The sequence below is a fragment of the Pantoea alfalfae genome, from assembly GCF_019880205.1.
Lineage (GTDB): Bacteria > Pseudomonadota > Gammaproteobacteria > Enterobacterales > Enterobacteriaceae > Pantoea > Pantoea alfalfae.
Genome location: NZ_CP082292.1, coordinates 1,427,966 through 1,442,778 on the forward strand (window position 1 = coordinate 1,427,966; position 14,813 = coordinate 1,442,778).

General features: G+C 52.8%; 11 protein-coding genes. All 11 read left to right on the forward strand.

Annotated elements, in window-relative coordinates; all coding sequences use genetic code 11:
• Positions 1 to 11 precede the first annotated feature (11 nt).
• Entirely contained in the window at positions 12 to 2,189 is a 2,178-nt protein-coding gene (gene wzc, locus K6R05_RS06645; RefSeq protein ID WP_161732286.1) for a tyrosine-protein kinase Wzc, read from the forward strand.
• A 275-nt stretch (positions 2,190 to 2,464) separates the two neighbouring features.
• Positions 2,465 to 3,604 carry an EpsG family protein gene (locus tag K6R05_RS06650; RefSeq protein WP_222925242.1) on the forward strand — a complete coding sequence of 380 codons (1,140 nt, stop codon included), beginning with the start codon at positions 2,465 to 2,467 and terminating at the stop codon, positions 3,602 to 3,604.
• Between the two features lie 14 nt (positions 3,605 to 3,618).
• Positions 3,619 to 4,323 (forward strand): SGNH/GDSL hydrolase family protein, encoded by a 705-nt coding sequence (locus K6R05_RS06655; protein ID WP_222925243.1) that lies wholly within the window; start codon positions 3,619 to 3,621, stop codon positions 4,321 to 4,323.
• Positions 4,324 to 4,357: 34 nt separating this feature from the next.
• Positions 4,358 to 5,536, forward strand: a complete 1,179-nt coding sequence (locus K6R05_RS06660) for an acyltransferase family protein (RefSeq protein WP_222925244.1) — start codon at positions 4,358 to 4,360, stop codon at positions 5,534 to 5,536.
• A 74-nt stretch (positions 5,537 to 5,610) separates the two neighbouring features.
• Positions 5,611 to 6,528: a glycosyltransferase family 2 protein gene (locus tag K6R05_RS06665; protein ID WP_222925245.1), complete on the forward strand. Its 918-nt coding sequence runs from the start codon at positions 5,611 to 5,613 to the stop codon at positions 6,526 to 6,528.
• Between the two features lie 69 nt (positions 6,529 to 6,597).
• Complete coding sequence (locus tag K6R05_RS06670) at positions 6,598 to 7,350, forward strand: glycosyltransferase family 2 protein (RefSeq protein ID WP_150010351.1); 753 nt, start codon at positions 6,598 to 6,600, stop codon at positions 7,348 to 7,350.
• 46 nt (positions 7,351 to 7,396) lie between these two features.
• Positions 7,397 to 8,431 carry a glycosyltransferase gene (locus K6R05_RS06675; RefSeq protein ID WP_222925246.1) on the forward strand — a complete coding sequence of 345 codons (1,035 nt, stop codon included), beginning with the start codon at positions 7,397 to 7,399 and terminating at the stop codon, positions 8,429 to 8,431.
• 82 nt (positions 8,432 to 8,513) lie between these two features.
• Positions 8,514 to 10,730 carry a phage tailspike protein gene (locus K6R05_RS06680; protein ID WP_222925247.1) on the forward strand — a complete coding sequence of 739 codons (2,217 nt, stop codon included), beginning with the start codon at positions 8,514 to 8,516 and terminating at the stop codon, positions 10,728 to 10,730.
• A 158-nt stretch (positions 10,731 to 10,888) separates the two neighbouring features.
• Complete coding sequence (gene wcaK / locus K6R05_RS06685) at positions 10,889 to 12,151, forward strand: colanic acid biosynthesis pyruvyl transferase WcaK (RefSeq protein ID WP_161732300.1); 1,263 nt, start codon at positions 10,889 to 10,891, stop codon at positions 12,149 to 12,151.
• A 4-nt stretch (positions 12,152 to 12,155) separates the two neighbouring features.
• The gene (locus tag K6R05_RS06690; RefSeq protein ID WP_222925248.1) at positions 12,156 to 13,379 is read left to right on the forward strand and encodes a glycosyltransferase; all 1,224 of its coding nucleotides are present in this window, start codon (positions 12,156 to 12,158) and stop codon (positions 13,377 to 13,379) included.
• The gene (locus K6R05_RS06695; RefSeq protein WP_033733234.1) at positions 13,376 to 14,716 is read left to right on the forward strand and encodes a lipopolysaccharide biosynthesis protein; all 1,341 of its coding nucleotides are present in this window, start codon (positions 13,376 to 13,378) and stop codon (positions 14,714 to 14,716) included. Before K6R05_RS06690 ends, K6R05_RS06695 begins: the two co-directional genes overlap by 4 nt.
• Positions 14,717 to 14,813: the final 97 nt, after the last annotated feature.

Consider the following 14,813-nt stretch of genomic DNA (forward strand, 5'->3'; position numbering starts at 1 on the left):
TGGGATTATCCATGAATATAAAAAATAAGGTCAGAACCGCGCCGGGCGAGGAGTCGAATGGATGGGATCTGGCACATCTTGTGGGACAGCTCATTGACCATCGCTGGATCATTGTTGCCGTTACTGCATTTTTCATGCTGGCGGGAACACTCTACACACTGTTTGCGACACCGATTTATAGCGCTGATGCATTAGTTCAGGTTGAGCAGAAGAATGCCAGCACCGTTCTGAACGAGATTGACAGCATTCTGCCACCGACACCTGCCTCTGATACGGAAATCGAGATTCTGGAATCCCGTATGGTCATCGGCAAAACCGTTGACGATCTGGGTCTGGATACCGTGGTTGAGCAGAACTACTTACCGGTCATCGGCAAGGGTCTGTCGCGCCTGATGGGCAACAAACCCGCCAGTATCGCGATTTCGCGTCTGGAAATCCCACGCACTATCGACAAACGTAACGTTGAACTGGAAGTGACCGGTCCGGATAGCTACACCGTCTCTAAAGATGGCGATGAGCTGTTCAAAGGTAAAGTCGGCCAGCTGGAGTCGCACGGCGACATCAGCATGCTGGTAAGCGAGATTCATGCCGATGAAGGCACCAGCTTCACCGTGACCAAGCTGAATGACCTGCAGGCGATCCGTTCTGTGCTCTCTAACCTGACCGTGGCAGACAAAGGTAAAGATACCGGCGTACTGGGTCTGGAGTATCTGGGTGAAGATCCGGAGCAGATCAGCAAAGTGCTGAACCAGATTGTGAACAACTATCTGTTACAGAACGTTGAACGCAAGTCAGAGCAGGCCGAGAAAAGCCTGGAGTTCTTACGCACGCAGCTGCCTGCCGTTCGCAGCAAGCTGGATGAAGCAGAGAACAAGCTGAATACCTTCCGTCGTCAGAACGAATCTGTTGACCTGTCACTGGAAGCGAAATCTGCCCTGGACTCCTCTGTCAGCGTGCAGAGTCAGTTGAACGAACTGACCTTCCGTGAAGCAGAAGTCTCCCAGCTGTTCACCAAAGATCACCCGACTTACCGCGCGCTGCTGGAAAAACGCAAAACGCTGGAAGGTGAGCAGGCTCAGCTGAACAAGAAAATTTCTGGCATGCCACAGACTCAGCAGGAAATCCTGCGTCTGACCCGTGACGTTCAGTCTGGTCAGGAGATCTACATGCAGTTGCTGAACCGTCAGCAGGAGCTGGGCATTAGCAAGGCGAGCACCGTGGGTGATGTCCGCATCATTGACAGCGCGCAGACCGCTAACTCACCGGTTGCACCGAAGAAGCTGCTGATCATTGCTGCGAGCCTGATTCTGGGTCTGTTCGTATCAGTAGGTCTGGTTCTGCTCAAAGCACTGCTGCATCACGGCATTGAGAATCCGGATCAGCTGGAAGAGCTGGGTATGAATGTCTATGCCAGCGTTCCACTGTCTGACTGGCAGCGTAAGAAGGATACCGAAGCACTGGCGCGCCGTGGCAGTAAGGTGAAAACCGATCCGCACGAAACGCTGCTGGCATTGGGTAATCCGACTGACCTCTCCATTGAAGCGATTCGTAGTCTGCGTACCAGCCTGCACTTCGCCATGATGGAAGCGAAAAACAACATCCTGATGATCACCGGTGCCAGCCCGGGTATCGGTAAAACCTTTATCTGTGCCAACCTGGCGACTCTGGTCGCGAAAGCAGGTCAGCGTGTTCTGTTTATCGATGGCGACATGCGTCGTGGTTATACCCACGAACTGCTGGGCGCGGATAACAAATCTGGCCTGTCAAACGTGCTGTCTGGCAAAACTGAGTTCAGTCCGGCGCTGATTCAGCAGGGCGTGTACGGTTTCGACTTCCTGCCACGTGGTCAGGTTCCGCCAAACCCGTCTGAGCTGCTGATGCATCGTCGCATGGGTGAGCTGCTGGAATGGGCGAGCAAGAACTACGACCTGGTGTTAATCGATACGCCACCCATCCTGGCCGTCACCGATGCCTCCATTATCGGTAAGCTGGCCGGCACCTCACTGATGGTGGCGCGTTTCGAAGCCAACACCACCAAAGAAGTGGACGTCAGCTTCAAGCGCTTTGCCCAGAACGGTATTGAGATTAAAGGTGTGATCCTCAACGCCGTGGTGCGTAAAGCTGCTAATTCATATGGCCATGGTTATGACTACTATGCCTATGACTACAGCAAGCCCGAAAAAAGCTGATCATTGAGTAATAAACAGGGGGCGGTCTGACCGCCCCTTTTTATCGTCCCTTTGAATGACGACACGCATCAATTTACACAGGTTATTCTGTCCAAACCCACGAAAGCGATACCTCTATAAATCGCATGGCGAGCGTCACTCAACAGAATTCATCACCAGCATGGCATCGCCTGCACGCAACTTGTGACCGTGCTATCAGACCCGGAAAAGCAAGCCGGGAAGGCGAAGCGTGATTATTGCTGGCATGAGAACTTGTGGAATTAAGGAATCACACCATGGCTCCATATTGGTATGTATCAGGCTTTTTACTGCTGCTTTCGCTGTTTGAAATATTGCTAAAAAAAGACGAACGCACCTCCCATATTCTGACTTATCTGCTCTGCATCGCGACCGTGACGCTGATTGTGTTCGGCGGTATCCGCGGACTTGGCACCGGCATGGATGATTATCAGTACCGCAGCTTCTTTGAAGATTTCGTCCGGCGCATCGAGGTCAACGGCTTCTTCAATACCGTAGCATTTTTCCGCTATGAACCGCTGATCTTTGCCATTGCTTGGCTGACCAGCCTGGTTTCCCATAATGCCAGCGCCTTTCTGTTTGTCTTCTCGATCCTCGCGGTGGGGACGAACGCCATCTTCTTTAAAAAGATGTCACCTTATCCGGTGCTGGCACTGGCGCTCTATTCGGCCCATATCTTTATTAACAAAGATGTTAACCAGATCCGTTTTGGTCTGAGCTCGGCCTTTTTCCTGGGAGTAATCTGGACGCTTTATCTGAAGCGTTACTGGCTGGCGTTTGGCTTCTTTGTTCTCTCATTTATCAGCCACAATACTGCGGTCATGGTGGTCACGCTGATCCCCTTCCTGTTCCTGCGTGAACGTCGCTGGTTCCCGATTGCGATTATTGTGTTGAGTATTCCGGCTTCGAAAGTGGGTGGGATGGGCTTCGTTACAGCCATTGCCGGCCATCTGGGGGGATTAGGGGAGAGGGCCGCTGGCTACAACAATGACAACGCAGCGACAGCCAGTACCGGCAGTGTTTTCTCGGTTTCGAACCTGAAAAACGTGGCGCTGGTCTTTATTTTTGTCTACTTCATGCTGTCGAACCGCCTGAAGCGTGACAATTATGATGTCTGGCGACTGAATTACCTGCTGATTATTACCTTCGCAATCGGGGGGGGTATCAGGATCTTTTTCTACAACTACTCATCGGGCGCTCGTCTCTCAAACTACCTGCTGCAGGTAGAGCCAATAGTGCTGACGCTGTTGATCTACCAGTCTAAGAGAGCCTGGAAGCCCGCGATGTTTGCGATGTTTGTCTTCTTCCAGATGTACTACCTCTACTACAACACCATCTCGCTTAAACAGGCGGTTGTGGGGTATGAAGTGGCGCGTGAATTCAAGTTAGTTCACTAAGACGAGAGCTGAAAATGATTCGATTCCTCCCCCTGTTAGTGATTGCTGCGCCGTTAATGGTGCAGGCAGCCGATGCTCCGGCTGCGGTTGTTATCGCAGCCTATGGCGACTCGACGACCGCCGGTGTGACCTCTTCTGGCGGACGTAATGTCATCAGCAAAGAGAATGAAATGACTTATCTGCAGCAGATGCTGCAGGAAAAATATGGCCCGGACATCCGTATTGAGAATCATGGTTCGCCAGGCGCACAGGTTTCAGAACTGATTAACGCGAAAGAGAGCTGGGAACAGCGTATGGCGCAATCCGATGCCAGCATCATTCTCATCAACTATGGCATCAATGATGCGCGCGTCTTTTCAGGTAAAAACCACTCTCATGGCGCAGAAAGCCCGCAGGATTTTAACCGTATCCTGACGGGCCTGGTGAAAACGGCGAAAGCGCATGGCAAACAGGTGGTGCTGCAGCAGCCTAATCCGCTGTGTGGCCGTGCAGAGCAATGGAATGTCTGGCCTTATGTCTATCAGATAAATGCGGTGGCCCGCGAACAGCAGGTCCCGGTAGTAAGACAGTATGAACTGATTAAGCAGCAGAAAACGTGGAACAGTCAGATGTCTCCTGACTGTATTCACCCGACGAAAGATCTTTATCTGTTAAAAGCGCAGCAGACGTTCGCGCTGCTGAGCCACGATTTTGATGCCGTTTTTAAATCGACTCACTAATTAAGTTATTTAAAAACAGAAGGAGCAGGGCGGTATGTACGTACTCATGATGGTGCTGTCATTAGTCATGGCACTGATGGTATTACGGTTATTTTCATTCCATCGCGGCGTTTATAACGGCAGCGGTATTAAAAGTATCTCGGGATTGCGTGCGCTGCTGGCCAGCATCGTCGCCTTTTCACACTTTGCGCATTACGTCTATTCACTCGACCATGAGTGGATCTTTGATAAAGACTATTTTGCATGGGTGTCGCAGGGAAACTTTTTTGCCAACTCCGGTAAATTCGGTGTCGCCCTGTTTTTCATGATCTCAGCTTTTCTGTTCTATCGCTGGCTGGACAACGACAAGCTGACCACCGCTGAACTGACACGCAAATTGCTGAAGTCACGCGTGCGGCGCATTGTGCCGATGTTCTGGTTCTCTGCACTGCTGATCGTGGTCATTGGCTGGTTCAGTGGGGATGTGGTGGCGAGCGGCGCAATGCTGGTGGACGGTCTGCGCTGGTTCCTGTTTATCGGCAATTACCATATCGGTTCAATTCCGACGGCTAATATCAACGCGGGTGTCGAGTGGACGTTGCGACTGGAATGGCTGCTCTATCTGTCAATTCCGTTCATCTACCTGCTGAATCGTGCCACCGGTGGCCGCTTTAAGATGCTGCTGATCATGGGATCGATTGGCGGAATTCTGGCCGTCGCTATCGCGCTGCGTCTCTGGGGCACCGCCTATACCGATCCCCGTCCGGTGCTGGGCTTTGCAACCGGGTATCTGGCATGGCATTACCGAGACCGCTTTATGGCTTTCCGCTCTTCAGGTCTGGCGACGGCAATGGCCATTGCTCTGGCCGTTATCGCGCTGTTCTTTACCAGTAGTACGTTCTACTACCTGATTTTCCTCTGCCTGCTGGCCGTGGTGTTTTTCATTATCAGCAGCGGCAATTCGCTGTTCGGCCTGCTGGAAAGTAAAACCCTGATGTCGGTCGGTGAGGTCAGCTACAGCCTCTATCTGATCCACGGCATCGTGCTCTATTTTATCAAGATGATTCCAGAATCATTGATTCAGCATAACTTTGTCTTCTACACCTTGCTTTCCACGCTGTTCTTTGTGGCCTCCTTCTATGTCGCCAGACTGACCTATCTCTGCGTTGAGAAGCCCTTTATCACCAGCAGTCAGAAGAAAAAAGAGGCGGCCAACGCTTCGGCAACAATTTAGGACATCACCGGTTACCCTGCCACGTCCAAACGTTATATATTTGAATTGTAAATGTTTTTAATGAGGTGCTGGCAATGAAGGACATTCGCTTCTCTATCGTGATCCCCGCTTACAATGCGTCAGAATCGATTGTAACTACGCTGGATTGCGTTAAGGCGCAGACGTATCGCAATTTTGAAGTCATCATCGTGGATGATAAATCGGCGGATGCCGCCGCGCTGGCGGAGGTGGTTCGCAGCGAACGCTACCAGGATCTCGACATCAATCTTGTGCTCTCTGAGGTTAAGCTCAACGGAGCCGGTGCGCGTAATAAAGGTATAGAGCTGGCGACCGGTGATTATGTCAGCTTCCTTGACGCCGATGATGAGTGGGCCGCGGACAAACTGCAGCAGGTGAGCGAAAAAATTGCGCAGCTGGAAGCCCAGGGCAAAAAGAACGTCGTCATTTTCAGCCAGGTGAATATCTACCAGGATGGGACCTTCCTGAAAGTGATGCCGATGCAGCCACCGGGTAAAAATGAAACCGTTGCGGAATATCTGTTCGGCTGTTACGGCTTTATCCAGACCAGCACGATTGTGCTGAAGCGCGAAGACGCGACGAAGATTCAGTTCGATACCCGCTACATCCGTCATCAGGATTATGATTTCTGCATTCGTGCCGACCGCATGGGCTATGACTTTGTCATGATCGCCGCACCGCTGGCGAACTACCACCTGGTCACGAAATTTGGCTCGAAACACAAAGGCGAATCGGTGAACTACTCGATGTTCTGGCTTGATAGCATGAAGCCGCATCTTACCCCGCGTGATATCCACACCTACAAAGCCTTTAAGCTGCCGCTGCGCTACAAAATGGATGGCAAGTCGCTGATGGCGAGCCTGAGCTTTGCGCGTTACTTCTTCCTCACCAATAAAGACAACCGTGCTTATTTTATGAACCGGGTTAAAGACAAGGTCAAAGCACGTTTCGGCGGTGAGAAAGCACACTCCTGACGCACGCCGCGCCTCGTTCTGCTCCTGACGCCAGGAGCACCTCTCTTTTCGTTTAATTCAGGGTTGAAGATGAATACTTCTGTTGGAACCGTTGGCATTGTCATGCCTATGTATAATGCACGTCAGACGGTATTACGCGCTGTGCAATCGGTTATCAATCAGCGCTATACTGACTGGCACCTCTATCTGGTCAATGATAAGTCCACCGATGACTCGCTGGAATTTGTGCGCGAGCATTGTCAGGACCCGCGCATTACTATTCTGGATAACGCCGTCAACATGGGTGCAGCAGAGACCCGCAACGTCGGGCTGCGCGCGGCGACTGAAGAGATTATCGCGTTTCTCGACAGCGACGATGAGTGGCACGCCGATAAACTGACCCAGCAGGTTGCGGCCATCGCGGCGGGTGATGATTTTGTGATTACCGAATATCACTATAAAACCCGCAAAGCTGAGCACGACATCACCTACAGCAAACCTTACCTGCAGCAGGAAAACTTTGTGAAGAAGCAGTATCGCGTCTGTTTCTCTTCTGTCTGTTTCCGCCGTCCACCGCAGGGTCTGTTCTTCCAGCGAAAAGGACACGAAGATTTCCTGTTTTTGTATGAATTATTCACCCGCTATAAGCAGGCACGCGTAATTCAGACGATTCTGGTCAACTATTACGAGTTAGGCGATTCCCTTTCGCGTAATAAGAACAAAGCGGCCCAGTGGCACCTTGAACTATTAAGAATTATCTATAAAAACAATCCGTTAAAAATCTATTACTATTACGCCTGGTATATGGTGAATGGTGTGCTATTTACCCTTAAGCATCGTTAAGCCTGTCGGCAGGATTGTCTTTAAAATTTGAGGTGGATAGCGTTTCATGAAAAAAATTGTCCTGGTGATCAAAGATGCTTATTCGTATGCGGGCACCGAGAACATCTGTAACTTTATGTCAGAGTGTCTTGGCGAAACGCATGACGTCACCATCTACTCGCTGGAAGGTAGCGGTAAAACCTTTTATCCGTTTGAGCATGTCAGAGAAATCGTCAGCTTCGAAGGGCAGAGCAACCCGATTAAAAGCGCGGTAGCGCGAATTAACGAAGAGGGTTTCGATACCGTCTTCCTGATCAGCATGGGTCGCCTGAGCGTGATGTTCGCCTTCTGGAATCTGCTGGCCATGAAGAAGAAGCGAGGCAAAGCCTACGCCTGCGAACATATCGCCATTAACTCCTTCAGCAAACCGATTAAGTTCCTCAAGTTTCTGCTGCTGCGCTACTACGATCGCGTGATTGTTCTGACCGAAAAAGATCATCAGGTGTTCAGCCGCTGGCGCATTCCCAGCAAGCCAATCCCCAACCCGGTGGTATACAAAGGCTATCAGCGTCAGACCCGTCATCGCCAGGCGCTGGCGGTGGGCCGTCTGGATAATCAGAAGGGCTTTGATCTGCTGCTGGATATCTGGCGCGACTTCTCCCGCACTCATGCCGACTGGACGCTGGTGATTGCTGGTGACGGCGAACTGCGTCAGCAACTGCATGACCAGGCGGCCGTGCTGGGCATTACCGACAGCGTGAAGTTTGTCGGCAAGGTCAGCAATATCAATGACTATTATCGCGACAGCGACATGGCGCTGATGACGTCGCGCTATGAAGGTTTGCCACTGGTGCTGCTGGAAGCGAAATCCTGGTCACTGCCGGTCGTCGCGTATGACTGCCCGACCGGGCCGCAGGAGATCATCAACCACGGTGAAGATGGATTCCTGGTCCCGATGAATGACAAAGCCACGTTTCTGGCCCGAATGGAGCAGCTTGCCACCGATGACGCGCTGTTCTATGCCATGAGCAAAAAAACCAGACAAACCGCGCTGAAATTTGACGGTAACCAGATTAAGCAAAGCTGGCTGTCATTGGTTTAACAGAAGCTGGAAAAGCTCACTTGCGACGTGCCTCAGGGACACCGCCATGGCCAATGGCCTTATTGACTACGGGAATTGATGCATGAAAAGAAGAGAAGTTTTACAGACCGCCGCCTCCGCTCTGGTGGGGGCTCTCTCCGTGAGCACCTTTTCCAGCTACGCTGCAAAAAGTAACGGCATTGCCCTGAAGCCGGTTGATGCGGCTGCTATCCCTAAAGGCGACGTGCCTATCCTGACGCCAGAGAATGTCTACGCCATGCCACCACAGTTCTGGCAGGGCTTTGAGGGCAAACTCTGGATTGGTAAAGCGGGTGTGGATGCCAGCAAACCGGGTAACCAGATTCCGGTCTTCCTGCGCGATGCCAGCGGTAAAGTGTCTGAGATTGCTCAGCCTATCGCGCTGAACAAGGGCAATTTTACCCAGTTTATTCAGGACAACGCTGCACTGATTGCCGATCCTTCTCATTCGATGACGGTCGAGGACAACAACGGTCAGACCCTGTTTAATATCGCCGATGTCAGCCGTCCGGGCGCCGCTGATTTCAGTCAGCGTCTGGCGCAGCCGGCGGGTTATCAGCTGATTGGCGAGATCGCGTCTGTCGCGGAGTTACGCAAAACCCGTCCGCTGTTTGAAGGGGCCAAGGTTAAGCTCAAAAGCTGGCATGAAGGACGGGAAGTCGGCGGCGGTGAGTTTGTCGGTAGCTTCCAGTCCACTCAGAATGATGGCGGCGTAAACATTGCCGGTGAGGGCTTCTCATGGCGTCGTGTGGTAGACGATTTCAACCGTCTGACGCTGTTTGATTTCGGTGCGATTGCCGATGGCCAGACCGATACAGCCCCTGCCATTATGGCAATGTTCAATTGGTCACAGCAGGCTAACCAGCAGATCTGCGTCCAGTTCCCGGCCGGGACCTTTATGGTTTCCGCCTGTAATCTGGGCGAGAAGAATCTCAATCTATTCCGCATCTCAGGGGCGATGGTTAACTTCGGCTACTTCCCGGCGACCACGATTGTCTCTGATGGTAAGTCAGATTTTGTTTTTGAGATGAATGCCCGTCGGGTCGAGCTTTCTAACCTGATTTTTAACGGTAATAGCGATAAAAACCCGAATCAGCAGGGCTTTTTCCATAACACGTGTCATGGCGGACAATTTTTCCGTGGGGCCTGCCTGCGCTTTACCGCAGTAGGCGGCACGGCCATCAGTCTGCAGGATACGCTCGATTGCAAAATCGATCAGTGGTACGCCTCACGCTGCAGCGGTGATGTGATCAAAGCAGGCTGGTCTGGTCAGAAGCAGGGCAACTGGGATCACAGTACCGCAATCGAGCTGTCAAACTTCAATGCGCAGCACTGTCGCGGCGGCAAGGTTCTTAACCTGGCGCGCTGCGCCCAGTCGATTATTCACAATGGCTGGATTGAGCACTGTGATAATCCAGGCGATATCTCCAACGGCCAGTGGATTATCGATGCATTAAGCCTGGAAGATTGTAAGAATCCGCTTATCGCCCATAACAGCCGCCTGAATATGCGTCAGACCAGCCTGCAGTCGGGCAGCTGGATAGATAACTCCATGCAGGGCGATCGTCTGCTCAGTATCTGGGAAATGGGCTCGACCCGTGTGGAGTCTTACGGCGTCGCGCTGGATGGCAGCCTGAATTATAACTACATCACCTCGCGCTGGCGTTTAGAGAACAATACGAACCAGGAGACCTGGTTTGACCTTGGCAGCCTCTACTCACCGACGGTGGGTGATTCGTGGGAGATCGAAATCTTCGGTCAGTCGCAGTTCAGTAATGGCAGTGGCGATAAGCCGCTGATGAACCTGATTGGCGACAAGACCACCGGCGGCCGCGCAGTGATCCACGTGCAGCGCAAGAAAGACCTGTCGGAAGCGAGCTGGTCGGCCGAAGGCAGCAGCCCGATTGTGGATGTGCGCTACGTGGCTGAGCATGACACCGATATCCGTATCTTCGTCAAACTGGCGGGCTGGACGCCGTCGGCGGCCGTGCTGGTGAAAACCACCGGTAAAGATCGTTTTGTGACCGGTCGCTGTGCGCGGGTCAATGCAAAGATGGAGAAGGGCAATCCGCCATCGGGTGACGCGGCCAAACGCGCGCCGCAGCGTTTCAGCCTGCACAACGGCAAAGCGGGCGTGGGTGCCAACGAGCAGGGCGATCTGCTGATGGCTTCCCGTCCGCTCTCCGCCGGGCAGGTCGATACCAGTAAGCCGGAAGGCTTTGTTTCCGTGGTGATCAACGGTAAACAGGTTGCGTTGCCTTACTTCGCGATTAAGTCATAACCCCTTGTATCAGGGCCGCCAGAATGGAGGCGGCCGGTTTAACAGGAGCAGTACCTTTGGGTGCGTTATCCCGTAAAGCATGACTTTAAACAGCGTTCATTTTGCCCATTTCGGATCTGGGCGGCTTACAGAATTAAAAAAATTTATTCGGAGTTGTTATGAAAATTTTATTGGTGGGTAACCATACGTGTGGGAATCGCGGGGATGGCGCGATTCTTCGTGGACTAATCGATTCAATGAAGTCTGCACGCAGTGATTTAGACATTGATGTTATTAGCCGTTATCCAACCAGCTCCGGTTATCTGCTCCAGCAGGATATTCAACAGGATGCGCTGTATCTGCACAACAGCAAATCAGGTAAAGGTCTGGTCGGTTCGTTTAAGCGTAAAGTGGCGAATCGTCTGATGCCCGATATCATGATGGCGCATCTGGGCAAGGGCGGGATCTTTAAGTCGTTCTCTGTGCCGCCTCACCTGAAGGCCTTTACCGAAAGCCTGGGAAAATATGATGCGATTATTCAGGTTGGCGGATCCTTCTTCGTCGATCTCTATGGCGTGACCCAGTTTGACCATGCGCTCTGTGCGCTGATGGCGAAAAAACCGATCTATCTGATCGGCCACTCAGTGGGACCTTTCCAGAACCCGCGCGTCAATGCGCTGGCAAATTTTGTTTTTGATCGGGTCGACAGCCTGGTGCTGCGTGAATCGGTCAGCCTTGATCTGATGAAACGCGATGGCGTGACCAGCTCTAAAGTGGCATCGGGTGTGGATACCGCTTTCCTGGTGCGTGCGCGTGAAGTCGAAAACCCGAGCCATAACCTGCTTTACTGGCAGGGCATTATCGATGGCCGTAAAACCATCGCGATTACCGTGCGTGAACTGGCGCCGTTTGATAAACGTCTGGGTGTCACACAGAAAGAGTATGAAGCGGCGTTTGGCCGGGTGATTAATGCCATGATTGCTGAAGGCTATCAGGTTGTGGCGTTCTCCACCTGTACCGGCATCGACAGCTATGCCAAAGATGACCGCATGGTGGCACTGACGCTGCGTGACCACGTGGCGCAGCCGGAACATTACCATGTCATCATGGACGAGTTTAATGACCTGGAGCTGGGCATTCTGCTGAGTCACTGCCATCTGACCATCGGTACCCGCCTGCACTCGGCGATTATCTCCATGAACTTTGGCACCCCGGCTGTGGCAATCAACTATGAGCACAAGTCGATGGGTGTAATGAACCAGTTGGGTCTGCCGCAGATGGCAACCGATGTGAAAAGCCTGATGGACGGCTCGCTGATCGACAAGGTGAAAACGGTTCTTGCCGATTACGACAACATTAAGCTTAAGGTCAATACGGCCGTTGCGAATGAAAGGGAAATTGGCAACCGGATCACTGAAGAGATTCTCAAAGTATTAGGGTAATGTGATGAAACTGACTTTTTTCACCATGCGTTTCCCGGTTGCCTCTGAGACATTCGTTCTAAATCAGGTGACCCATTTTATTGATGCCGGTTACGAGGTGGAGATTATTTCAGTCTTTCCCGGCGATTTAGTGAACCGGCATGCGGCGTTTGATGAGTATGGTCTGGCGGCGAAGACGCACTATCTGCTGCCGGAAGAGAAAGTCTCGATTGTTGATAAGCTGAACCAGCGTATCAAACTGGTGCTGCCAAAAGTAACGAAGCCGTCGCTGCTGCGTTCGCTGAATGTACGCCGTTATGGCGCGCAGTCCAGCAAACTGCTGCTGCCGTCGATTGTAGCGAATGCTAAGCAGACCTTTACCGCAGATGTGTTTCTGGTGCATTTCGGCTATGCCGGCGCACTGGCAAACAAACTGCGTGAACTGGGCGTGCTTAAGGGTAAACAGGCGACCGTGTTTCATGGCGCTGATATTTCCCGCCGTCACATTCTGGAAGAGCACAAACTCGACTACGTGAATCTGTTCCGCCAGAGTGAGCTGATGCTGCCCATCAGCCATCTGTGGGAGAACAAGCTGATTGAGATGGGGTGCCCGCCGGATAAAATTCACGTGACGCGTATGGGCATTGAGCCGGAGAAGTTTAACTTCCAGCCGCGCCAGGCGTTCCATACGCCGCTCCGTATCGTTTCGGTGGCGCGTCTGACCGAGAAAAAAGGCCTGGATGTGGCGGTGAAAGCCAGCGCCATCCTGAAGCAGCGTGGCGGTCAGTTTCAGTACACCATTATCGGCAACGGCGATCAGGATGAGATGATGCGTGATTTCATCGCCCGTGAGGAGATGGAAGATTGTGTCAGCATGCCGGGCTTTAAGCCGCAGGAGGAGATCCGTCGTGCGCTAAGCGAGGCTGACATCTTCCTGCTGCCGTCCAAAACCGCCGCAGATGGCGATATGGAGGGTATTCCGGTCGCACTGATGGAAGCGATGGCGGTTGGCCTGCCTGTGGTCTCTACCTTCCACAGCGGCATTCCGGAGCTGATTGAGAACAACGTTTCTGGCTGGCTGGTGGAAGAGGACGACCCCGAGGCGCTGGCGGAAACGCTGCTGAAGTTGTCTCAGGGCGAAGTCGATGTGGCGCCCGTGGTCGCGGCCGCCCGTCACAAAGTTGAGACTGAATTTAATCAGCATATCGCCTACGGCGAACTGGCACAGATTCTGGAGCGACTGGTGTGAGTGGATTTAAGTCACAGGCGATTTGGCTGTTCGGCAGTACCTGCTTTTCTGCGGTGCTGCAGGTTGCACAGCTGAGCTTTCTCGCCCGCAAACTGGAAACCCACGAGCTGGGCCTGTTAGCCATCATCAACGCCATCCTGGCGGTGGCGGGTGTGTTGCAGGATATGGGGATGAGCAGTTATCTGGTGCATCGCCAGAACATTACCCGTCGTGAGCAGAGCACCATCTACTGGGTGAACGTCTCGCTCAGCCTGTGTACCGGGTTAATCATGTTGCTGATCGCCTTCCCGGTCTCCTGGTTCTATCACCTGCCGGAGCTGACCGGGCTGATCATGCTGACCAGCCTGAACTTCCTGGTGCTGGGGCACCTGTCGCAATATCAGGCGCACTACATCAAAACCAAGCGGATGGTCTCGCTGGCGAAGATTGAGATGGGCACCAAACTGTTTGCCTTCCTCTGTGTCGTGGCGATGCTGGAGTTCACCTCGCTGACGGTGGCGGCGGCAATTCTGGGTCTGTTCATCAACGCCTTTACGCGCATCCTTTGCATGATTGCACTGGGTGAGAAGTCGTGGCGTCCGACCTGGGAGTTCGACAAAGCGACCTTCTTCGGCGCGATTCGCTACGGCAGCTATCAGCTCGGTTCGCAGACCATTAACCAGTTACGTACCCAGGCGGATGCGCTGGTGGTCGGTAAAGTCATGGGTGCTGAGATGCTGGGCGTTTACTCGCTGGCGAAAGAGCTGGTGCTGCAACCGCTGAAGCTTGTCACGCCGGTGATTAATCGTCTGGCACTGCCGCGCTTTGCTGAGAAACAGCACGATGCCGAGCAGCTGAAAAAGCTGTTCCTGAAAGGTACGCTGGGGATCATGCTGTTCAGCAGCGCCATGTATCTGGCCATTGGTATCTTCTCGCCGGTTATTGTGCGTGTGCTCTATGGCGCATCACATGAGCAGGTCTATCACCTGATCCCGCTGATGCTGCTGTTTGGTATGCTGCGGCCGATGGGGGGGCTGACCGGGGCAATTTCCCAGGCCAACGGACGGACCAACGTTGAGTTCTACTGGAACATCGTGGCGAGCATTGTGGTCCTGGCGGTACTGGCGACCACCTTTATCTGGCCAAACGTGCTCTACGTCGCGCTGACGCTCTCCATCTCGCAGATTCTGATCTCGGCACTGGCGCATCCATTCTTTATCAAGCCGGTGATTGGCATTCGGTTTATTCCTTATGCCCGGCAGTGGGTGGCCGTGTCGGTGGTATTTGTTGGCGTGATGCTGCTGGTAAATCACTTTAATCTGTTTGTGATGCCAGAGTGGTTTGAAGGCTGGCTCTGATTACAAAGCGTTATATCAACGGGCGGCCTCAGGGTCGCCCGTTTTCATTTATGGCTGGCCTCAGCCATGCAGCGAATAGTGCGCCGGATCACAGTGG